Genomic DNA, 22142 nt, shown 5'->3' with positions numbered 1-22142 from the left:
TACGCGCGCGTTGACGGAATCATCCGCTCCAAACGTCGCGTAGATCACACTGGTCACTCTTCGTGCAACCATCCCCAAGGCCTGTGAGTCGGACTCTTCCGGCTGGGGCTGTTCTCCGCGCGCCCGCACGCACGCACAGAACCCGCCGATCACGAACACCCGAAGGGGAACGCTCATGGCCGCTTCGTCCGCGAAGCGACGGCACAAGGTCCGCAGGCGGGCCGACATGTCCCTCCTGGGCGGCATCCGCCCGCCCATCGCGATCCTGTCCGCGCTCCTGCTCTCCCTCGCGGGGATCACGGCCCTGGGCTTCGGCCGGGCCGGCGAGGAATCCGTCCCCAAGGCCGTCATGACCTCGCAGCAGCACTTCGCCGAGGACGGCGCCGTCGCGATGCGCGCCTCCATCGACGAGAGCGCCGCCGACCTCGCCAGGACCGCCGGACTGTTCAACGCGGGAGACCCGGCCCAGCCGGACGCCGTCGTCGACAAGATAGGCAGCGTCTACCAGAAGTGGGTCGGCACCGCCGTCGTCGAGATCTCCTCGGGCAAGATGCTCGCGGCGCGCGGCGAGAACGTGCCCGTCGCCGCGATCGACACCGCCAAGCTCTCCGAGAAGGACGGGCTCAGCCCTCGTATGGTGCGCCTCGCCAACGGCGAGACCCGGCTGCTCTCCCTCCAGCTGCTGTCCTGGAAAGGACAGCCCCAGCAACTGCTCATCGCCTCCAGCAGCCTGCGCTTCCCCGGCATCAGCCTCGGCAAGTTCCGCTCCATCGCCGTCATCGACAGCACCGGCCGCATCCTCAGCAGCGACGGCATCCCGGAGAGCGAACAGGTCGTCACCGAGTACCAGCGCACCGGCATTGAGCGCTCGAAGAAGCAGCTCAAGGCGTTCGCGAAGGTCGCCGCCAAGCGGGCCGAGGAGCACCCCCTCAAGGCCAACGATCCCGGCGAGGGCGGCTACCTGGGAGTCAGCGGCAGCCTGCGCGGCGACACCTTCCAGGGCGACCGCTCCATCGCCGGTTACGCGGGCCTCTCCGGCCCCGAGGCGGGCAAGGGCACCGCCGCCACCTCCCTCGGGCTGACCGTCGTCGCCATGGTGGACGTCGCCGAGGACCCGACGCGGGTCACCGACCCGCTGTTCGGGCTGCTCGCCGCCGGCGCGCTGCTGCTGATCGGCGCGCTCGCCGTCGGCGTCCTGCTCGGTACGGTCCAACGGCCGCTGCTGCGCCTCTTCCTGGAGAGCCGGCGGCTCACCCGCGACGATCTGACCCGCCCGGTCCGCGTACCCCGCCACGGCGAGGCCGCCCGGATCGGGGAGGCGCTGGAACGGCTGCGCCGCCAGCTCCTCGGGGAGCGTTCCGGCGCGGACGAGGCCGGGGCGGGCACGTCCGGCGGAGCGAGTGCCGCACGGCCCGTCCGCCGGGGCCGGATCGGGGCCCGCGCCCTGCTCGCCGTCAGCGGCATCCTGCTGCTCGTCTGGGCCGCCCCGATGCTGCTCCTGCTCAACCGGGCCGACGCCACCGCCGTCGTACCGGAGCAGATAACCAACGACCAACGCGAGCGCACCGACACCCTCTCCGACCGGGTGCGCCGCTCGCTCAACGAGGGCCACGCCGACCTGGTGTCCGTCGCCGGTCTGCTCGGGGCGCGCACCTCGCCCGCGGACATGACGAAGGTCCTGGACCGCACCCGCACCGACCACACGCGCTACCGCTCCCTGTACGTACGCGCCGCCGACGGCGAGATCCTGGCGCGGTCCGGCGAGTCCCCCCGGCTGCCCGAGGACACCAAGGGCGACAGCAAGGACGGACGGCCGTTCACCGACGACATCACCGTCCTGAACGACTCCGGTACGGAGCCCGTCATCGCGAGCTACGCCGAACTCCCGGGGCGCGACGGAAGCACGGTCGTCGGCGAGTTCCGCATCGACTTCATCAACTCCCTCCTCAAGCGCCCGGGTCTCGGCGAGATCCGTGTCATCGACGCCGAAAGGCGTGTCCTCGGCGGCAATTCGGGCTATCTGGCCTTCGAGGACCTGCCCTCCGCGCGGCTGGAGGAACTGGCCGCAGGCACCGGCCAGAAGACCGGCGTCAGCGCCCGCGCGGGCGGTGTCGTCTACCGCGACGGCAGCGGCGTGCAGGTCGCGGGCGCGGCCCCGTTCGTCGGCGGCGGCGCGGCCAAGTCGCTGAACTGGATGGTGGTGAGCTGGCAGCCCGCCGCCGGACTCGCGATCCCGGAGTACAACCTCCAGAACCGCACCGTCCTGGCCGGCCTCCTCGGCATCACCGCGGCCGCCGCGTGTCTGGGCTGGCTGCACATCGTCGTCGTACGGCCGCTGCGCGAAGTCGCGAAGCAGGCCGAAGCGCTCGCGGACGGCGACCGCCGCACCGTGCTCTACCCGCGCCACCACGACGAGGTCGGCGCCATCGCCCGCTCCCTGGAACTGCTGCGCCAGCAGGTGCTCGAACAACGCAAGCGGGACGGCGCGGGGGCGACGGCCCCCGCCGCCGCGCCCGTGCGCGCACCCGCCGGAAGGAACTGACCGACCGTGCTCTTCCTCTACACCGTCCTGATGGTGTGCTGCGCCTTCCTGCTGGTCGCCGGCGTCGTCGAGCAGCGCCGCCACTTCACCAACCTCAACCGCATCCCCGCCCGCGTGCTGGTCAACGGCATCCGCGGCAAGTCCTCCATCACCCGCCTCTGCGCGGGCGCACTGCGCGGCGGGGACCTGGTCACCGTCGCCAAGACCACCGGCACGGCCGCCCGCTTCATCCACCCGGACGCGACCGAGGAGCCGGTCTACCGGAAGTTCGGCATCGCCAACGTGGTGGAGCAGATCGGGATCGTACGGCGCGCCGCGTCGTACAACCCCGACGCGCTGGTCATCGAGTGCATGGCCGTCATGCCGGCCCTCCAGGAGATCAACCAGTCGAAGCTGATCCGCTCCACCATCGGCGTGCTGTGCAACGTCCGTGAGGACCATCTCGCCGAGATGGGCCCGACGCTGGACGACGTCGCACGCTCGCTGTCGCGCTCGATGCCGGAGGACGGCATCTGTGTCACGGCGGAGAAGGAGCGTTTCGCCATCCTCCAGGAGGAAGCGGACGCGCGGAACTGCCGGCTGATCTACGCGGACCCGGAGACGGTCAGCGACGAGGAGCTGCGCGGCTTCAGCTGGTTCACGTTCAAGGAGAACGTGTCGATCGCGCTGAAGGTCGCCGAACTGATGGGCGTGGAACGCGAGACGGCGCTCCAGGGCATGTACGACGCGCCGCCGGACCCGGGTGTCCTGTCGGTCGAGCGGTATCTGACGCCGGACGGCAAGCGGCTGCGGTTCGCGAACGTCTTCGCCGCGAACGACCCCGAGTCGACGCTGATGAACATCAACCAGCTGCTCGACCTGGGCGCGATCTCCCGCCCGCTGAACGTCGTCATCAACTGCCGTCCCGACCGCGTCGAGCGCAACGGGCAGATGGGCGAGATCGTCCCCGACCTCCAGCCGGACCAGGTGTTCGTCATCGGGCACCCGGCGAAGAGCGCTATCGACGCGATTCCGGCGGAGTGGCGTTCGCGCGCGGTGGACCTGGGCGGTGACAAGCGCGATCCCGAGGAGTTCATGCGGGAGCTGCTGGCGCAGCTCGGGCCGGACTCGTCTCTGGTCGCGATCGGCAACATCCACGGTCAGGGCGAGCTGCTGCTGGAACACCTGGCGGAGCTGCCGGCGGACGAGACGCCGGACCCGGAGCCGGACCCCGCGTCAGCCCCGGCCGCACCCGCTGCCGCACCCGCACCCGCTGCCGCAGCCCCGGCCGCGACGGCTCCGGAAGCGGCGGACCCGGCCGCGACCGCGGCGCTCCCGGTGGTCGTCGTACCGCCGCGGACGCCCAGGCGCGCGATCGAGCCGGCGACCGAACTGGTCGCCCGGCTGACCACCCAACCGCCCGCGCTCACCGGCCCCCCGGCGCCCCCGGCACCCGCCGCGCCCTCGGCGCCGCACACCGCCGCGCACCCGCGCCACGACGAGACGATGAAGCTCCAGCGCTACTCACCCCACATCGACCCGTTCCAGCCCTACCCGCAGGCGTACGAGGAGCGCTACCAGCGGCCGGCCGCCCAGTCCCGCGGGCCTTTCGAGCCCGTACGGATGCCGGGCACCGCCGCGGACGAGCGCGAACCGGAGCACGAGCACGGCAACGAGCGACAGTCCCCGCAGACCCCCCGCACTCCGCAGAGCCCGCACACTCCGCAGAATCCTGGAGAACCCCGTTGATCCCCGCAGTCCTCACGCCCGAGATCGCCGCGATAGGCATCGGCCTGGGCCTGATGTTCTCCCTGATCTGCTATCTGACGACCAACCTCTCCCCCGGCGGCATGATCACCCCCGGCTGGCTGGCGCTGACCCTCGTCGAGGACCTCCAGCGCGCCGCCATGGTCGTCGGCGTGACCGTGCTGACGTACGTGAGCACGCTCCTCGTCCAGCGCTTCGTGATCCTCTACGGAAAGCGGCTGTTCTCCGCCGTCGTCCTCATCGGCGTGCTTCTCCAGGCCACGGTGATGTTCGTGCTGTCGCTGGAGTTCCCCCTGCTGTACGCGAACCAGACGCTCGGCTTCATCGTGCCGGGCCTCATCGCCTACCAGCTCGTCCGCCAGCCCAAGGGGGCGACGATCCTCGCCACCGGCACGGTCACGCTCATGGCGTACGTCGTCCTCACCGCCGGCATCCTGCTCGGCGCCCTGCCCACCACGTGACCGGCCGTCCGACCGACCACGTGTCCTCTGAAGCCTCCGGAGCTGACCTCTCATGAGTGCCAAGGCCAAGAAGCGCGGTGGCCGCCGCGTCCTGCACGCGACCACCGTCATCGCGCTGCTCGCGGGCAGCGCGTACCTCACCGTCGAACTCCGCAAGGACGAGCAGGCGAAGGCGCCCGCCGTCCAGGCGATCACGGACACCCCGGATCTGACGTCGGCCGGGGACGCGCGGTCCGGCGAGCAGAAGTGGGAGCGTCTGAAGAACCCCGAGCGCTCCGTGCTGCGCTCCGGGAGCGGGGCCGTGCTCGCCACCTTCACCGACGGCGCGCGCACCGCGACGATGACCGGGCCGAGCCGTACCTTCTCCGAGCCGACGAGCACCAAGTCCCGTGTGGTGACGGAGAACTGGGTGCGGCTGATGCCCGAGCCGTGGAAGAAGGACGCCGAGAAGGAGAAGTGGTTCAAGGACTGGTTCGAGGAGTTCTACGGCAGCGAGGAGGACGACCTGTTCGCGTACGCCTTCCAGTACGTCGAGGGCGCCCCGGTCAAGGAGGACGACGAGGGCACCCCGTACTCGGGCGACGCGGACTTCGGCCCGATCAACCCCGAGGGCAGCGAGGGAGCGGACTACCGGCTCGAACAGTCGGACTTCTACGACTACCTGGGCATCCCGTACACCTTCCGTGACGGCACGACCATCCAGCCGGAGCAGAAGCGCTACCGCTCCATCGACTGCTCGGGCTTCATCAGGACGGTCTTCGGCTACCGGGGCCGGTTCCCGCTGATGGCGGACGACAAGAGCGGTGACGGACTGCCGCGTACCGCCAACGGCATGGCCCGTTCGAAGACCGGCACGGACGTCATCAAGCTGTCCGGGGGCGCACCGCCGTACGAGCGACCGAAGTCGATCAGCGTCCTCCAGCCGGGCGACCTGGTCTTCTTCAAGCTCGACGCGCGGACCAAGGAACGGCTGGACCACGTCGGGATGTACCTGGGCGTCGACACCGACGGCCACCAGATCTTCGTGTCCAGCCGCGAGGAGGTCAACGGCCCGACGATCGGCGACAAGGGCGGTACGTCACGCCTGGACGGCAACGGCTACTACGCGAAGACGATGCGCAGCGCGAAGCGCCTCTGAGCCACCGGCCGGGGGGCTGGTCGGACGAGCTTGCCGGACGGGCCGCGTATGCGGCCCGTCCCGCGAGTGCGGACAGCGCCCTCGTCGGTCCCCGGTCCCCGGTCCTCGGTCCCCGTCAGCCGTTGTCGCGCAGTTCCTCGGGGCAGGGTGTGCCCGGGCGGAGTTGGTACGGAGCCGCGATGCGGTACGTCCCCGGGCGCGGGGCCAGCAGCTCCGTCCACTCGTCGCCCTCCGCGTTCTTCTCGGCCCGGAACACACAGCCGTTGGGGTTGGTGAACTTCTTGGGACCGTCCTCGTCCGCCTTGGACGCGGCAGTCTGCTCCGGGCGGTCCAGGCTCTCGCCCTTCTCGTCCACGACGGCGAGCCAGCGCGAGTACGGGATGCGGATCAGCACCCTCCCGGCGGTCTTCACCTCTATGGTCAGCTCGTCGGCCGACGCCCGCCGCACGACCGCCGGCGGATCGGCCAGCGGCATCGGGTCCTGGACCTCGTAGAGCTGCCAGTTGGCGTCGCCCCACAGGTGGTTCAGATAGGGCAGGCCGCGCTGTACGAGCTCCGCCTCCAGGCCCGCGCCGTTGTCCGGCCGTCCCTTGGGCAGCACCACGTAGCGGACGGCCCAGCGGTCGAGCCAGGCGCGGTAACTGTCGTCGGTGAGGCTGTCGTCGTAGAAGAGCGGGTTGCGCTCCATGTCGGCCTGCCGGTTCCAGCCACGGGCCAGATTGACGTACGGCGCGAGCGCCGACGCCTCGCGGTGGCTGCTGGCCGGGACGACCTCCACCCGCCCGCGCTCGGCGCCGACCTCCTGCAACTCGTTGACCAGCGGCGCCAGTTCACGGGTCCAGGACGCGGTGGGCGCGGTGCGGATGATGTCGTCGACGCCCTTGTAGCCGATCCAGAAGTTGAACGAGGCGAAGGCCAGCACCAGCGCGTACCACTTGCGGGAGCGCGGTGCCGCGTACGGCAGCGCGGCGAGCAGCACCACACCGCCGACGATCATGGCGAGCCGCGACACGTTGGAGCCGATCTGCGAGTCGATCGCCCAGGTCAGAATGGTCCCGATGCCGTAGACGGCGGCGGCGGTACGGACCGTGTGCCAGTCGCGCGGCACGAGGAAGAAGGTGACAACGGAGAAGAGGAAGGGCAGCGACGCCGTCCCGAGCGACATGGGCTGTGTGCCGGAGAACGGGAACAGCCAGGCGGAGAGCGCGACGACGGCGACCGGGGCGAGCCCGACCGCGTACGCGCCGGGGCGACGCTTGTTGAGGAAGAGCGCGGCGGCGACGACACCGAGGAACAGCCCCGCCACGGGGCTGGCGGCCGTCGCGAGCCCGGCGAGGGGCGCGGCGACGACGGCCTTGGCCCAGCGCTTGTAGCGCCAGCGGTGCGGCCAGCAGAAGACGGCGGCGACGGCGCCGAGCGCGAACATCGTGCCGAGACCGAACGTCACACGGCCGGAGAGCGCGTTGCAGAGGAAGGCGAAGACCCCGGCGAACGAGCACGCCAGGGGATTCCGGACAGCCTTGACGCGGTAGAGGATCAGCGAGGTCAGGGCGGCCGAGACGGTCCCGACGATCATCATCGTCGTACGGACGCCGAGCAGCGACATGAGGTAGGGCGAGACGACGCTGTACGAGACGGGGTGCATCCCGCCGTACCAGGCGAGGTTGTACGCGGAGTCCGGGTGGCGGCCGACGAACTCGGCCCACGCGTCCTGTGCGGCGATGTCGCCGCCGCTGTTCGCGAAGAAGAGGAACCAGAGGATGTGCACGACCCCGGCGACCGTGCCGGTGAGCAGGACGGGGTGCCGCAGCACGCGGCTGCGCAGATCCTTGGCGGGCTCGTCGGGGGCCTGGTCGGCCCCCGCGGGCTTCCCCGGCGGCCCCGTGGACCCGGTTGTGCTGGTGTTGCTGCTGGTGCTGCCGTCGGCGCGCGTCGGCTCAGCGGTGGTCACTGCGACTCTCCCCGTCTCACCGTCAGCCCGGTGTGCCGGCCCCCCTGCGGTCCGTCCGGCCCTGGAGGAAGTAAGGACGCCGTCCCCGCGTCCCGAGTTGCCTGGCTGCCCTTCATCGGACGCTAGCACGCGGCCAGGGGCGGGGAGAGCGCCATTTCCGGCGCCCTCCCGTGCCCATGTCAGCCGACCCGCGTCAGCTTGTCGCCGAACGAGGGCTCGGCCAGGTCGCCCTGGAGCGCGACGGCCACCTGAACCTGGCTCTTGCCCTCGCCCACGGTGAGCGTGCCGACGTGAGTTCCGGCGGCCGCGGTCTCCGGTACGGCCTTGGCGCCGCCGGTCAGTTCGAGCTTGACGGTGAGACCCGACCAGCCGACGGCCTTGACGTCCTCGACGGCGACGACCGGCACGGTCGTCCCCATGCCGTTGTCGACCTCACCGACGACCTCGCCCTTCTTCACTATCGTCGCGCCCTCCAGTTCGTCCTGCGTCGCGCGCATGACGTCCTTGCTCACCGCGTTGACGGTGTCGATGATCGGCGACTTGTGCTGGCCGAGAACCGCGCCGACGATCAACTGGTCGGTGTCGCCGACCATCTTGTGCGCGGCGAAGAGGAGATTGCCGCCCGCCTTGGTGGTCGAGCCGGTCTTGATGCCGAGGGCGCCGTCGTACGGGACGAGGGTGTTGTAGTTCCGCCAGGTCTTGCCCGACGGGTCCGTCCACTCGGGGAGCTTGGTGATGTCCATCAGCGCCTCGATCTCCACCAGCTTCTGACCCAGCTTCACCTGGTCCTCGGCGGAACTCACCGTCGTCGCGTCGAGGCCGGACGGGTCGGTGTACTCGGTGTTCTTCATGCCCAGCTCGTCGGCGGTGTCGTTCATCTTCTTGACGAACTCCTCCTCCGAGCCGTTCGCGTCCCAACGGGCCAGCAGCCGCGCGATGTTGTTCGCCGACGGGATCATGAGGGCGGCCAGCGCGTCGTGCTGGGTGAGCTTGTCGCCCTCCTTCACGGTGTTGAGCGTCGACTCGCCCTGGGCGTCGAGCCCGCCGTCCTCCTCGGCCTTGGCGTCGACCGTGATGGACGGGCCCTTGGCGCCCTTCTTCAGGGGCTTGTCCTTCAGGACGACGTACGCCGTCATCGCCTTGGCCACACTGCCGATCGGCACGGCCTTCTGCTCACCGAACGAGTCGACCGTGCCGAGCCCGGTCGCCGCCATGAAGCCCTGGCCCTCACCGGGCCACGGCAGCGCGGGCTTGTCGCCCTCGAAGGTGTACGTCGACTTCGCCGTGAGGTTCAACGAGGGCGTCGGGAGCGGACGTACAGCCTGTGCGACCGCGAAGATGATCAGCGCGAGTACGAGCAGCGGCGTCCAGATCTTGACCCGCCTGACGACGGTACGGGTCGGCGTCTCGGGCGGCGCCGGCTTGTTGGTCAGCTCGGCGAGCAGATCGAGAGGCGGCAGCGGCGGCATGGGCTGCTGCCGCGTCCGCTCGGCCTCCACGACACCCGTGCCGGGGGCGGGCCCCGCAGCCGGCCTCGCGGGAACCCGCGCCTCGTCCGCCCGCAGGGGTACGAATTTGCTGGTTCGCTCGGCGGGAAGCTCGGGGGCAGACGCGGGCGGGGACGCGGCCTGCGCGGGCGGCTGCGGCGGAAGCTTGAGCATGGCCGTGGGCTGATCGACACCGGGCCGCTTGAGCGCCTTGAAGACGGCGGTCTTGCTGTCGACACCGTCTTCGTCGGGCCCGGGCTCGGCGTCCCGCTTCGCCGGGGCGGGCCGGGCCGGGGCCGCGCTGTCCGCCCTCGGAGCGTCGGCGCCACCGGGTCCCGCCTTCGGCGAGGCGAACGGAGGCTCGGCGGGCTTCCGGTCCGACGCCGAGTCGGACCGCAACGCCTTGAAGACCGCGGTCTTCCGGTCGACACCGGGCTCGCCGACGTCCGAACCGGCTCCCGATTCGGCAGGCGCGGAGGTGGGCGCGGCGCCCACCCTCGGAGCGTCGGCGCCGCCGGATCCCGCCTTCGGCGAGACGTCCGGAGCGGCTTCCGGTTGGGACGAGGTGGAACGGGAGGTGGGCGCGGCGTCCGCCTTCCGAGCCTCGGCACCGCCGGATCCCGCCTTCGGCGAGACGTCCGGAGCGGCTTCCGGTTGGGACGAGGTGGAACGGGGCGCGGGCGCGCTGTCCGGACCGGCGGACGTGGAACGGGACTTGGGCGCGGCATCCGCCTTCGGCTGCGGTGCGGCGTCGGACGCCGTACGGGAATCGGACCGCGCCTCGGGCGCGACAGCCGCGGCGGCCGATGCGGACTTCGCCCCCTTGACGGCCGCGGTCCCCTGGTCGGCGCCGGGCTCGTCGGGGTCAGGCCGCGACATGGGCGTGGCCTCCGCCTCCGGCGAGGCGTCCGGCTTCGCCGGTGCGAACGCGGGCGCGGCGGGCTTCCCCTCGGACGTCGACTCGGACCGCGACGCGTTGAAGACCGCGGTCTTCCGATCGACGCCGGACTCGCCGGCGTCCGGACCGGCGGAGGTGGACCCGGACTTGGGCGTGGCGCCCGGCTTCGCCGGCACACCCCGCCCGGACTCCGGTTCAGTCGTGGATTCCAGTTCGGGCTCCGGTTCGCGCCCGGCCTTCGGATCAGCCGATCCGGCAACCGTGCCCGTCGGACGCACCGCCTTCGCTTCCGCGTCCCCGTCCGGTTCCGCTTCCCGCTCGCCCGCAGGCGACCCCGTCGAAGACCCCTCAGAAGCCGTCACAGGCGCCTCAGCGGCCCCAGGAGCCCCGGAGCCCTCCCGCTCCCCCCGCACCGCGGAAACGGCCGCCGGCCGGTCGGCAGCGGCCTCCGGCGTGTCCGTCGTGTCCTCGGTGTGGGCACCGCCGCGATCCGCCTCCCCGGCAGTGGCGGCCGACCCGCGGAAGACCGCGAGCCGCGGGTCCTGTTCCTGACCGTCCCGAGGCGATGTCGACGCCGCCTCCCCCGACGACTTCCGCTGCTCCGACTTGTCGGGGGACTCGCCCGCCACCGTGCCTCCTCATGCGATGTGCGGCCCTGGCGGCGCTCGCGCGCTCCGCCGCCGCACTCTCCGAACCGATTATCAGTGTCCTGTGTGAAACCACAGCCCAAGTGCCAGACGAGAACGACATACATAACGGTTCCCGTACAAAGCGGCCAGGCACTCTCGACAGACCAATGTGAGAGGGGTCACCCTGTCATTCATCCACGCGGGGAGGCATGGATGGGCAAGAGCCGCAGAAGTATTCCGGAGGAGCTCCTGTTGCTCGCTCTGGACCCGGCCACGGGTACCACAGCGCAGCCGCAGTCGCTCGACCTCGGCCTGGCCGGAGCCCAGCTAGTAGAGCTGGCTCTGGCAGGACGGATAGCCCCTGACGGGGATCGTATCGCCGTGGTGATGCCGCGGCCGACCGGAGATCCGACTCTGGACTCCGCGCTGGAACTGCTGCGCCGACGTGGCAGTCCGGTTCGCGCGGTTCACTGGATCGGCGGACCCCGACTGGGGCTCCGCCAGATTTACCTCTCGCATCTGGAGCGATGCGGCATGGTTCATGCCGTCGCGGGCCAGATGTGCGGAGTGCTGCCGACGACTCGCTACCAGGCGACGGAGACAGCGATCAGCCGCGACATCAGGTCACGGCTGGACAGTGCGATCCGCACCGGCGTACCGCCGGACCCGCGGACCGCGGCGCTCGCCGCACTGGCCCACGCGGTCGGACTGGGCAAGCACCTTTACCCCGGGAACGAGGGGCGCTCGTCGCGCTCCCGGCTCCGGGACCTGATCAGACACGACCCCATGGGCGGTCTCGTGGCGCATGCCGTGATGGACGTCCAGAACGGTGTGGCCGCTCAGCCGCGCCGTAATCCCGCACCGGGAGGCCGACCGCCGGCCGTACCGATGCAGCCGCAGCGCGCGGGCGGCATGGCCCGCGCCGCCGCGCACTGAGAAAGCACTGCCGCACGGACAGAACACGGACACAGAGCACGGACACGACCGCACGCGGGTAACGGAATCCGCCGCGCCGACGTCCCCAGAGACCCGGTTCGGGAGCCGCAGAAAGACGCGCGGGGCCAGCCGTACAACCGGCTGCCCCGCGCGTCGCGCGCCCGGATACAGGCCCTCGCCGCGCTGTGTCCACTTACCACCCGCGCATTCCCCTCTGTGGCCGTTTTCCAGCGCAGTTGGGGCCATCGGTGGCAGTCTGCTGAGACGTAGGCACATAGAGCTACGCAGTCACTCAGCAGGAGGTGCCGTTCCCGTGGCGTCCAGTGTCAATCCCACCGTCAGGCGACGCCGATTGGGCCAGGAGTTGCGCCGGCTCCGCGAGGTCAAAGGCATGACGGCCGAGGAGGTGGCGGAGCGCCTGCTGGTCTCCCAGTCGAAGATCAGCCGTCTTGAGAACGGTCGCCGTTCCATCAGTCAGCGCGATGTCCGCGACCTCTGCGGTGTCTACGAGGTCGAGGACAACCGCATTGTCGAGTCGCTGATGCAAATGGCCAAGGACTCGCGCCAGCAGGGCTGGTGGCACGCCTTCGGCGATATCCCGTACAGCGTCTACATCGGTCTGGAGACGGACGCGGCCTCCCTGCGCGTGTACGAGCCGCAGGTCGTGCCCGGCCTGCTCCAGACCCGGGCCTACGCGGAGGCGCTGATCACCGGCGCGCTCCCGGAGACCTCGCCCGCGGATGTCGAGAAGCGCGTCAGCGTACGGGTACGCCGCCAGGAGCGGGTCAACGCGCCCGAACAGCCGCTGCGGCTCTGGGCCGTGATCGACGAGTCGGCTCTGCACCGCTTGGTCGGCGGCAAGCAACTGATGCGTGAGCAGCTGGAGTTCCTGGTCGAGCTCTCACAACTCCCCCATGTCACGGTGCAGGTGCTGCCCTTCGAGATGGGCGCCCATCCCGGCATCAGCGGGCATTACGCGATCCTCGAATTCCCGGACGCCACGGATTCGAGCGTGGTCTACATCGAGGGCGTCACGAGTGATCTTTATCTGGAGAAGGCGAACGACGTACAGAAGTACAGCGTGATGTACGAACACCTTCGCGCGCAGGCGCTGAATGCGGACCAGACCCGTGAGTTCATCTCGGACATCGCCAAGGGATACGCCCGCTAAGGCAGTTCGAGAGGGTGAGGGCGGCAGAATACACCCGGTGGACTCGTACCGTAAGAGTCCACCGGGATATCTCATCCGGTCGAGTGAACGGCCGCCCCACGCGTCGATCGCGGCTAGTAGCGTCGATCTTGCCAGCAAGAAGTTGGCGCATTGACACCACTTGCTGAAATCGGAGCGAACCGAACATGGCAATTCTTCAGGGCGCCACGAACACCTGGACCAAGTCCTCGTACTCCGGCGGAAACGGCGCATGCGTCGAGGTCAAGTCTCCCGTCGTGCAGGCAATTGCCGTACGGGACTCAAAGGCCCCCGAAGGTCCGTCGATCACCTTCGTCCCGGGATCGTGGACCACCTTCGTGCAGGAGATGAACCAGGGCGCCTTCGACCTCGGCTGAGCCCTTCAGGCACCCCACCGCCCCACCCGAGCCGCACAGCGCCACCGCAGCACCGCACCACAGCAGCACCACAGCACGGAATGAGCCCTCTCGACCTGTCCGCCGTCCTGGCCGAGGGGGCTCGGCCATGCCATCAGCTCACACGAACTCCCTCTCGGCCGCACGGGACCCGCATCCCGTGCGGTCGTTTCTGTTGCGTTGCCGTACTGCTACCGCGTTCTGACGAAGCGCCCGCCCATCGTGTGGTTCCCGTCACGTTCACGACAACGCCCCGCCAGGTCAAGAGCTAGTAAAATCGTTCGGCTTTCTGATCCGTGTTCACATTTATGACCGCTGGAACCCTTGACCCGCTGCCGCGAGTAGCGGTTCAATCCCCGAAGTCCCCGCTCCCGCACGGGGGCGCCGCTGACCGGACGCACTGACGAAGAGCATCAACGTTCACAAGGCGGACCCCTGGAGGGGGCACATGAACAGTCTCGACTGGACCGTGCTCATCGGATACTTCGGTGTCATGGTCGCGATCGGCGTCTGGTCCCACAAGCGCGTGGGTGACGTCCATGACTACTTCACGGCCGGCGGCAAGATGCCGTGGTGGCTGTCCGGCATCTCGCACCATATGTCCGGCTACAGCGCGGTGATGTTCACCGGGTACGCGGCCATCGCGTACACCTACGGCGTCACGTCGTACGTCACCTGGTCGTTCCCCATCGCCATCGGCATCGCGATCGGGGCCAAGCTCTTCGCTCCCCGGCTCAACCGGGTGCGCTCGCGGCTGCATGTCTCGTCGCCGCTCGAATACCTCAAGAACCGCTACAACCTGCCCACCCAGCAGGCGCTCGCCTGGTCGGGTGTGCTGCTGAAGATCGTGGACGTCGGCGCCAAGTGGGCGGCCATCGCGACCCTGTTGTCCGTCTTCACCGGTGTCTCGCTCAACATGGGCATCCTGATCACGGGCGCGGTGACCGCGATCTACTGCACCGTGGGCGGGCTGTGGGCCGACGCGCTGACCGAACTGGGCCAGTTCATCATCCAGTTCATCGCCGGCATCGCGATGCTCGTCGCCGTCCTGGCGGAGCTGGGCGGGTTCAGCAGTCTGTGGAACGTCTGGGACGAGCCCGAACTCCAGGGCCACACCGAGCCGTTGGCCGGGCCGTACATGATGGTCTTCCTGATCGCGTATCTGTTCATCAAGACCTTCGAGTACAACGGCGGCATGTGGAACCAGGCGCAGCGCTACATGGCGACCGACTCGGCGAAGTCCGCGACGCGCTCCGCGACCCTGTCCGCCGTTCTGTGGCTGGTCTGGCCGCTGGTGCTGTTCTTCCCGATGTGGGTCGCGCCGGTCCTCATCGACACGGACGTGCCGGCCGACAGCTACGCGCTGATGGCCGAACAGCTCCTGCCGCACGGTCTGCTGGGCCTGGTCATCGTCGGCTTCTTCTCGCACACGATGGCCATGTGCTCCTCCGACGCGAACGCCATCGCGGCGGTCGTGACCCGCGACATCATGCCGGCGGTGTCCCGCAAGGCCCGTGAGTGGGACACCCGGGTCGGGCTGCTCGCCGCGCGCTGGACGACGCTGCTCTTCCTCGGTCTGTCGATGGCCATCGCGACACAGGTCAACTCGGCCTTCTTCGGCGACATCATCACCGTCGTCATCAAGTGGGTCGCCGGACTCATGGGGCCGATCGCGATCCCGCTGATGCTGGGTCTGCTGCCGTGGTTCCGCAAGAGCGGTCCCACGGCCGCGCTGATCAGCTGGGGTGTCGGTCTGGTCACCTTCTGGCTGGTCAACTACCCGATCAGCTGGAACGTGGACGGCGGAGTGCCGCTCCAGTACCAGGTGTCGATCCCGCTCGCCGTCTCGCTCGTCCTCTACGTCGTGATCGGTTTCATCAAGCCGGAGGACACACCGGAGCGGGACGCGGTGCTGGAGAAGATCAACAACGACGACGACGGCTCGGACGCGCGCGGCGCGGTGCCGGTGCCGTCGAAGCCGGGCGACACGAAGCAGCTCGGCCGCGAGGGCGCCTCCGGCTGACGGGGGGGGCGTCCCGGCCTGGTGCCGGTCCCGGACTCGCTCAACCGGGCCCGGCACCGGTGCCGGGTGTGTCCAGCCGCCACCGCACTAGGCCCTGTCCGGCGGATCTTCGGGGGCCCGGGACGCCTGGCTGATCCCCGAAGATCCGCCGGACAGGATCTAGCCGACCCGCGGATACCGCGTCAGCCAGCCCGAGGAGGTGATCGACGGCCCGTGCAGCGCCGGGCCCTGGGTCATCTCCATCGCGAAGTCGTCCGCGATCTCCAGCAGCGTGGCGCGGCCCTCCAGCTCCGTCAGCCACGCGGGCGGCAGCGCCGTCTCCCCGTGCATCGCGCCGAGCAGGGCCCCGCAGAGCGCCCCCGTCGCCGAGGACGGCCCGTCGTGGTTGACGGCCAGCCGCAGGCCGTGGCGTACGTCCTCGCCGACGAGCGCGCAGTACACGGCCACCGCCAGCGAGTCCTCCGCCGCCCGGCCCTCCGCGAGCGCCGCGACCCGCCCCGGGGTCGGGATCCCCTGCCGTACGGCTCCGAGTGCCCGCCCCAGCGCGTCGCTGACGGGCTGGTGGCCGGGGCGCGGGGTCAGCAGCGCCAGGGCCCGCTGGACGGCCGCGTCGACGCTGTCGCCGCGCGCGACGCCGTGCACGATCACCGCGAACGCCCCGGCCGACAGATACGCGGTGGGATGGCCGTGCGTCTGCGCCGCGCACTCCACGGCCAGTTGGCAGACCAACTGCGGCTCCCAGCCCACCAGCAGCCCGAACGGCGCCGAGCGCACAACGGCGCCCGCGTCACGCGCGGTGGGGTTCTTGGGCTTCTCCAGGGTGCCCATCGACTCGTCGGCCAGCCCGGTCAGACAGGACCGGCTGGGGTCGCGGCGCGCGTACAGCCACTCCTCCTGGGCGAGCCAGCCGTTGTCCTCGCGGCGCTCGTCGGGCCCCCAGTCGCTCTGGGTGGCGGCCCAGCGCAGATACGCGCGGTGCACGTCGGTCGGCGGGTGCCAGGCGCCGGTGTCGCGCCGGACCTGGGCGCGGATGAGGCCGTCGACGGTGAAGAGGGTCAGCTGGGTGGCGGCGGCGACCGCGCCGCGCCGGCCGTACGCGGGGGCGAAGTCGGTGACGCCCTCGGCACCGTGCGCGGTCCGGGTCTCGTCGAGAGTGAGCGTGTCGACCCCCGCCCCCAGCGCGTCGCCGATGGCTCCCCCGAGAAGGCACCCACGGACGCGACTGCGGAAGTCCTGCTGCTCCGCCCGGCCCCATATGGCGGTGGCTGGCCTGTTCACGCGTCCCTCCCTCCCGAGTCGTGGAACGCGCTCTGGCGCAGCACTGTAATCGAACGGGAACGGACGGTTGAGCACGGGCGGAGCCAGTGGCCGGTTCGTCCTCGATCGCCGGACCGCGGCCGTGGGCCGGACCGGCGATCGGGGACGCCCACCGTGCCCGGACTACTCCGCGGGCAGCAGCGGCAGCAGCTCCGGCAGGTGCCCGTCGGACGCCGTCGCCGCCCGTACGCGCTCCTCGGGCACCTCGCCGTACAGCGTGGTCCGCGGCCTGGCCGGCCGCCCGGCGGCCTCCGCGATGGCGACCAGGTCCTTGACCGAGCGGTACGAGCCGTAACTGGAGCCCGCCATCCGGGAGATGGTCTCCTCCATCAGCGTCCCGCCGACATCGTTCGCGCCCGAGCGCAGCATCTCGGCGGCGCCCTCCGTGCCGAGCTTCACCCAGCTGGTCTGGATGTTGGTGATGTACGGGTGGAGGAGGAGCCGGGCCATCGCCATGACGGCGCGGTTGTCGCGGGCCGTCGGGCCGGGGCGGGCGATGCCGGCCAGGTAGACGGGCGCGTTGGTGTGGATGAAGGGCAGCGTGACGAATTCGGTGAAGCCCTCGCGCCCCGCCTCAAGTGCCTTGCGCTGCATGCCCGCCAGCGTGCGGAAGTGCCCCAGCCAGTGGCGGGGCTGGTCCACGTGGCCGTACATCATCGTGGAGCTGGAGCGGATGCCCAGCGAGTGCGCGGTCTCCACGACCTCGATCCAGGTCGCCGTCGGCAGCTTGCCCTTGGTGAGGATCCAGCGCACCTCGTCGTCGAGGATCTCGGCGGCCGTGCCGGGGATCGAGTCGAGCCCGGCCTCCTTGGCGGCGGTGAGCCATTCGCGGATCGACATCCCGGTGCGGGACGCGCCGTTGACGACCTCCATGGGCGAGAAGGCGTGCACGTGCATGCCGGGGACGCGCTCCTTCACGGCGCGCGCGATGTCGAAGTACGCCGTGCCGGGCAGGTCCGGGTGGATGCCGCCCTGCATGCACACCTCGACGGCGCCGACTTCCCACGCCTGCGCGGCTCGGTCGGCGACCTGGTCGAGCGAGAGCGTGTACGCGTCGGCGTCGGTGCGGCGCTGGGCGAAGGCGCAGAAACGGCAGCCGGTGTAGCAGACGTTGGTGAAGTTGATGTTGCGCGTGACGATGTACGTGACGTCGTCGCCGACCACCTCGCGGCGCAGCTCGTCGGCGATCCGGGTCAGCGCGTCGAGCGCGGGACCGTCCGCGTGCAGGAGCGCGAGCGCCTCGTCGTCGGTGAGCTTCGTCGGGTCGGCGGCGGCCTGCGTCAGCGCCTGCTTGACGTCGGTGTCGATGCGCTGGGGCACCATGCCGGGCGCGGCGGCCTCGCGCAACGCCTCCCAGTCGCCGTACACATGGTCGAAGTCCTCGCGCCGGTCGCCGGTGCGGCCCTCGGTGTCGATGGTGCGGTGCAGGTCGGTACGCCCGGTGGCGGTGAACCCCTCGTCGGGCTCCTGCCACGGCAGCCCGGCGGGGGTGACGTCGGTGCGGGCGAGTCCGGTCGCCGGGTCGGCGAGCGCGCGCACGTGCGGCATCAGCCGGGGGTCGAGCCAGGGCTCGCCGCGCTGGATGAACTCCGGGTAGATCGTGAGCCGTTCGCGCAGCTCGAACCCGGCGGCGGCGGTGCGCTCGGCGAGCTGGTCGATGTGCGGCCAGGGGCGCTCGGGGTTGACGTGGTCGGGGGTGAGCGGGGAGACGCCGCCCCAGTCGTCGATGCCGGCGCCGATGAGGAGCGCGTACTCCTCGTCCACGAGGTTCGGCGGGGCCTGGATCCGGGCGGCCGGGCCGAGGAGATGCCGGGCGACGGCGATGGTCGCGGCCAGTTCCTCCAACTCGGCGTCGGGCATGGCGCGCATCGCGGTGTCGGGCTTGGCGCGGAAGTTCTGGACGATGACTTCCTGGATGCCGTGGTAGGCGCGGGCGGTGCGGCGCAGCTCGAAGAGGGAGTCGGCGCGCTCCTCGTAGTCCTCGCCGATGCCGATCAGGATGCCGGTGGTGAACGGGACGTTGGACCGGCCCGCGTCTTCGAGCACCCGCAGCCGTACGGCGGGCTCCTTGTCCGGGGAGCCGTGGTGCGGGCCGCCGGGCTCGGACCAGAGGCGGGTGGCGGTGGTCTCCAGCATCATGCCCATGCTGGGCGCGACGGGCTTGAGCCGCTGGAAGTCGGTCCAGCTCAGGACGCCGGGGTTGAGGTGCGGGAGGAGGCCGGTCTCCTCCAGGACGCGGATGGCCATGGCCCGTACGTACGCGAGGGTGTCGTCGTACCCCTCGGCCGCCAGCCACTCCTTCGCCTCGGGCCAGCGGTCCTCGGGCCGGTCGCCGAGTGTGAACAGCGCTTCCTTGCAGCCCATTTCGGCGCCCTCGCGGGCGATGTCGAGGACTTCGTCGGGCGACAGATACATGCCGTGTCCCGCGCGGCGGAGCTTGCCCGGCACGGTGACGAAGGTGCAGTAGTGGCACTTGTCGCGGCAGAGGCGGGTCAGCGGGATGAAGACCTTGCGGGAGTACGTGATGACCCCGGGGCGCCCGACGGCTTCGAGCCCGGCGTCGCGCACCCGCGCGGCGGAGGCGGCGAGGTCCAACAGGTCGTCGCCGCGCGCCTGGAGCAGGACCGCGGCCTCTCCGGCGTCGAGCGCGACACCGTCCCTGGCACGTTTGAGGGCGCGGCGCATGGCGTTGGCGGTGGGGGCGGAGGGGGCCGTGGCGCTCGTCGTCATATGTCCGAGCATACGAGCGGGGTCGGACGATCCCGGCTGCGAGATGAGTAGGTGAGCGGATACCCACATTCGGGAATGCGGGAATAACGCCGATCATATGAACGACGCGAAGGACTTGCCCGGCCTGGACGGCTCGACCGGCGACGAGGCTGACGCTCCGGGCCTCGCGCGAGAGCTCCTCCGACGACGGCGGTGACACCGGGCTTCTCTTCGAGTGGCAGGACGGCGGGCGGTTCAGTGGCTCCGTCACCTCGCCGTGCGCGTACGGCTCCGAGTAGGGCGACCGGTCCGGCGGAAAAGCCCGGAAGGGCAGTCGCTGTGCGCGACTGCCCTTCGGCGGCTGTTCCTTGTGTCCGGTTTCGTGGCGTATCACGTCAGGCGGCCAGTGCCACCGCCTCGACGGCCGGGGTGCGCAGGCCGCGGTAGGCCGTACCCACGCTGGTGACCATCGTCGCCGCGGCGCCGATGCCCACGACGGCCAGCCAGATCCCGAGGCTCTGGTCCGGGATGGCGGTGTCGGTGCGGACGGCGCTGAAGGAGACGATCCCGGCGAAGGCCGACAGCGTCGCGAAGAACACGCCGAACACGGTCAGGATGAGGGATTCGAGACCGATCATGCCCAGGACCTGGCCCGGCGTGGCGCCGGTGAGGCGCTGCTGGCCGAACTCCCTGGTGCGGTAAGTGGTCGCCGCGTAGAGGCTGTTGACCAGCATGATGCAGGCGAAGACCACGATGATGCCGGCGATCACGTAGTTGAGTGTCTGGATGCTCTTGTCGTCGCTCGACCGGGTGAGCCCGGCGGCCTTGGCCGCGTCGTTCTCGATGACCTGCATGTAGAGGATGGCCGAGGAGATGCTGATGAAGAGGATCAGCGGCATGAGCACGCTGGAGAGCTGCGCGGCGCGCTGACGCATGTTGTGGATGGTCAGATAGCCGCTCGCACCGGTGAGCAGGGTCAGCGGCCCGGACAGGACACCGAGCAGGATCCGCAGCAGGGCGGGCGAGAGGATCGCGAAGCCCGCGGCGAGCAGGATGGCACCGTAGCCGGGGGCGGCCATCAGCGCGACGTCCGTCTTGTCCATCGCGAAGGTGGTGCTGACGGTGCCGGCGCCCAGGAGGAGGGCGGCGACGCCGGCGAAGTTCTTCGCCCGGCCACGGGACTTGCGGCCACCGGCCGCTTCCTTGGTCGCCCGGCGGACCGCGAGGAACGCGGCGCCGACGGAGGCCAGCACGGTGATGGTGGCACCGAGGCTCAGCGCGATCGGACCGAAGACATGGTCGACGCCGTCGGCGACCTGGCCGGTGTCCTTGAAGACGTTGAGCAGCTGCTGACCGCCGATCATCGCGGGCACGATCGCCAGCAGCGTTCCGATGATTCCCACCGCGGCGGCCTCGAAGACCACCATCCGCTTGATCTGCGCGGGAGTCGCCCCGCTCCGGCGGAGCAGTGCGATCTCCTCGCCGCGCTGGCGGACGTTGACGGTGAGGGTGGAGGCGATGGCGAAGAAGACGAGAAGCGCGCCGTAGCCGCCGACCACGTTCGCCGCGGTGGTGATGGGCTCCTTGCTGACGCTGTCGATACCCGGGGCGGCGGCGGTGTCGAGCATCGAGCTGAAGGTCATGATGACGACCGCGCCGAGGAAGGTCGACAGCAGGGTGGCGATGAAGCGCCCGGGGCGCCGGCGGATGGAGCTCATGGCGAGAGAGAACATGGGTCACACCCCCGCGTACGCGTTGTTGGCGAACTGGGCGGTCTGCTGGGTGTTCTGCCGGGCCGACGTGGCGGCCGGCTGGCTCACCGCGTCGCCGAGGTGCGCGAGGCGTTCGGCGACGGCGTCGACGGTCGGGTGGTTGATCCGCCCGGCCAGGCGGCCGTCGGCGAGGAAGATGACGGAGTCGGCGTAGGAGGCGGCGACCGGGTCGTGGGTGACCATGACGACGGTGCGGCCGTGGACCCGTACGGTCTCCTGGAGCAGCCGCAGGACATCCCGCGCGCTGCGGATGTCGAGAGCGCCGGTCGGTTCGTCGGCGAAGACGACGGCGGGCTCGGTGACCAGGGCGCGGGCGATGGCGACACGCTGCTGCTGGCCGCCGGAGAGCTGGTCGGGCCGGTGGCCGAGGCGGTCGCCGAGACCGACCTGGGTCAGGATCTCCCTGGCGCGGGCCCGGTCGATACGGCGGCCGGCGAGCTTCAGCGGCAGCACCGTGTTCTGCGCGACGGTGAGGGTCGGCAGCAGGTTGTACTTCTGGAAGATGAAGCCGATCCGGCGGCGGCGGAACTTGGTCAGGGCCGCCTCGCTGCCGCCCGTCATCTCCTCGCCGTCGACCATGATCCGCCCGCTGTCGGGCCGGTCGAGGCCGGCCGCGCACTGGAGGAGCGTCGACTTGCCGGAGCCGGAGGGCCCCATGATGGCGGTGAAGGACCCGGCGGGCAGACTCAGCGACACACTGTCGAGCGCGGTGACGGCGTTCTCGGCCGCCCCGTAGACCTTGCTGACATGGGCCAGACGAAGAGCTTCGTCGCTCCGGGTCGGGCGGCTCGTGTTCCTGCGAAGCTTCATGATCGTTCCTTCCGTCGGACACCCTCTGTGCCACGAGTAAGACGCTACGGACGGCGGGCTTCGACCACATTGGGCGTACAGCCCGAGTCTCAGGTGTCGCTGAATACACCTGCCGCCTGGGGGCATCCCCCGGCCTTGG

Annotated in this window: 14 protein-coding genes; 8 read left to right on the top strand and 6 right to left on the bottom strand. The window is 70.4% G+C overall.

Annotated features, from left to right (window positions below):
• Positions 1-175 precede the first annotated feature (175 nt).
• Genes P3L51_RS24775 through P3L51_RS24760 form a run of 4 tightly spaced genes read left to right on the top strand, consistent with a single transcriptional unit; the run spans position 176 to position 5887 of the window.
• Positions 176-2542 carry a HAMP domain-containing protein gene (locus P3L51_RS24775; protein WP_354607490.1) on the top strand — a complete coding sequence of 789 codons (2367 nt, stop codon included), beginning with the start codon at positions 176-178 and terminating at the stop codon, positions 2540-2542.
• A gap of 6 nt (positions 2543-2548) precedes the next feature.
• Positions 2549-4270: a poly-gamma-glutamate synthase PgsB gene (pgsB, locus tag P3L51_RS24770; protein ID WP_354607489.1), complete on the top strand. Its 1722-nt coding sequence runs from the start codon at positions 2549-2551 to the stop codon at positions 4268-4270.
• Positions 4267-4749, top strand: a complete 483-nt coding sequence (locus P3L51_RS24765; protein WP_354607488.1) for a poly-gamma-glutamate biosynthesis protein PgsC/CapC — start codon at positions 4267-4269, stop codon at positions 4747-4749. Before pgsB ends, P3L51_RS24765 begins: the two co-directional genes overlap by 4 nt.
• Before the next feature lie 52 nt (positions 4750-4801).
• On the top strand, positions 4802-5887 hold the full coding sequence (locus tag P3L51_RS24760) for a C40 family peptidase (protein WP_354607487.1): 1086 nt from the start codon (positions 4802-4804) through the stop codon (positions 5885-5887).
• A 115-nt stretch (positions 5888-6002) separates the two neighbouring features.
• On the opposite strand, the gene P3L51_RS24755 is transcribed toward P3L51_RS24760, so the two are convergent.
• Both P3L51_RS24755 and P3L51_RS24750 read right to left on the bottom strand, forming a co-directional pair.
• The gene (locus P3L51_RS24755; protein ID WP_354607486.1) at positions 6003-7838 is read right to left on the bottom strand and encodes a DUF8823 domain-containing protein; all 1836 of its coding nucleotides are present in this window, start codon (positions 7836-7838) and stop codon (positions 6003-6005) included.
• A 179-nt stretch (positions 7839-8017) separates the two neighbouring features.
• Positions 8018-10399 carry a hypothetical protein gene (locus P3L51_RS24750; RefSeq protein ID WP_354607485.1) on the bottom strand — a complete coding sequence of 794 codons (2382 nt, stop codon included), beginning with the start codon at positions 10397-10399 and terminating at the stop codon, positions 8018-8020.
• A gap of 666 nt (positions 10400-11065) precedes the next feature.
• Here P3L51_RS24750 and P3L51_RS24745 point away from each other — a divergent pair.
• From P3L51_RS24745 to P3L51_RS24730, 4 genes are all read left to right on the top strand, one after another.
• Positions 11066-11788, top strand: coding sequence for a GOLPH3/VPS74 family protein (locus P3L51_RS24745; RefSeq protein ID WP_354607484.1), 723 nt, complete (start codon positions 11066-11068; stop codon positions 11786-11788).
• Positions 11789-12101: 313 nt separating this feature from the next.
• Positions 12102-12959 (top strand): helix-turn-helix domain-containing protein, encoded by an 858-nt coding sequence (locus tag P3L51_RS24740; RefSeq protein ID WP_354607483.1) that lies wholly within the window; start codon positions 12102-12104, stop codon positions 12957-12959.
• Positions 12960-13144: 185 nt separating this feature from the next.
• Positions 13145-13354, top strand: coding sequence for a DUF397 domain-containing protein (locus P3L51_RS24735; RefSeq protein ID WP_354607482.1), 210 nt, complete (start codon positions 13145-13147; stop codon positions 13352-13354).
• A gap of 466 nt (positions 13355-13820) precedes the next feature.
• On the top strand, positions 13821-15395 hold the full coding sequence (locus P3L51_RS24730; RefSeq protein WP_354607481.1) for a sodium:solute symporter family protein: 1575 nt from the start codon (positions 13821-13823) through the stop codon (positions 15393-15395).
• Positions 15396-15554: 159 nt separating this feature from the next.
• Here P3L51_RS24730 and P3L51_RS24725 read toward each other — a convergent pair whose 3' ends face one another.
• The 4 genes from P3L51_RS24725 to P3L51_RS24710 all read right to left on the bottom strand — a co-directional run bounded on the left by P3L51_RS24725 (position 15555) and on the right by P3L51_RS24710 (position 22003).
• Positions 15555-16673 carry an ADP-ribosylglycohydrolase family protein gene (locus P3L51_RS24725; protein WP_354607480.1) on the bottom strand — a complete coding sequence of 373 codons (1119 nt, stop codon included), beginning with the start codon at positions 16671-16673 and terminating at the stop codon, positions 15555-15557.
• Between the two features lie 162 nt (positions 16674-16835).
• Positions 16836-19442 carry a bifunctional FO biosynthesis protein CofGH gene (locus tag P3L51_RS24720; RefSeq protein ID WP_435594519.1) on the bottom strand — a complete coding sequence of 869 codons (2607 nt, stop codon included), beginning with the start codon at positions 19440-19442 and terminating at the stop codon, positions 16836-16838.
• A gap of 374 nt (positions 19443-19816) precedes the next feature.
• Positions 19817-21154 (bottom strand): FtsX-like permease family protein, encoded by a 1338-nt coding sequence (locus P3L51_RS24715; RefSeq protein WP_354607478.1) that lies wholly within the window; start codon positions 21152-21154, stop codon positions 19817-19819.
• Between the two features lie 3 nt (positions 21155-21157).
• Positions 21158-22003, bottom strand: a complete 846-nt coding sequence (locus P3L51_RS24710; RefSeq protein ID WP_354607477.1) for an ABC transporter ATP-binding protein — start codon at positions 22001-22003, stop codon at positions 21158-21160.
• Positions 22004-22142: the final 139 nt, after the last annotated feature.

Source organism: Streptomyces panacea (assembly GCF_040560175.1).
Lineage (GTDB): Bacteria > Actinomycetota > Actinomycetes > Streptomycetales > Streptomycetaceae > Streptomyces > Streptomyces panacea.
Note: the sequence above shows the minus strand (reverse complement) of the source record. Positions and strands in the feature narration are given on the sequence as shown.

Coding starts and splice junctions, on each gene's coding strand:
- P3L51_RS24775 (WP_354607490.1), top strand. CDS start 176: ATGGCCGCTTCGTCCGCGAAGCGACGGCACAAGGTCCGCAGGCGGGCC.
- P3L51_RS24760 (WP_354607487.1), top strand. CDS start 4,802: ATGAGTGCCAAGGCCAAGAAGCGCGGTGGCCGCCGCGTCCTGCACGCG.
- P3L51_RS24745 (WP_354607484.1), top strand. CDS start 11,066: ATGGGCAAGAGCCGCAGAAGTATTCCGGAGGAGCTCCTGTTGCTCGCT.
- P3L51_RS24735 (WP_354607482.1), top strand. CDS start 13,145: ATGGCAATTCTTCAGGGCGCCACGAACACCTGGACCAAGTCCTCGTAC.
- P3L51_RS24730 (WP_354607481.1), top strand. CDS start 13,821: ATGAACAGTCTCGACTGGACCGTGCTCATCGGATACTTCGGTGTCATG.
- P3L51_RS24720 (WP_435594519.1), bottom strand. CDS start 19,442: ATGACGACGAGCGCCACGGCCCCCTCCGCCCCCACCGCCAACGCCATG.
- P3L51_RS24715 (WP_354607478.1), bottom strand. CDS start 21,154: ATGTTCTCTCTCGCCATGAGCTCCATCCGCCGGCGCCCCGGGCGCTTC.
- P3L51_RS24710 (WP_354607477.1), bottom strand. CDS start 22,003: ATGAAGCTTCGCAGGAACACGAGCCGCCCGACCCGGAGCGACGAAGCT.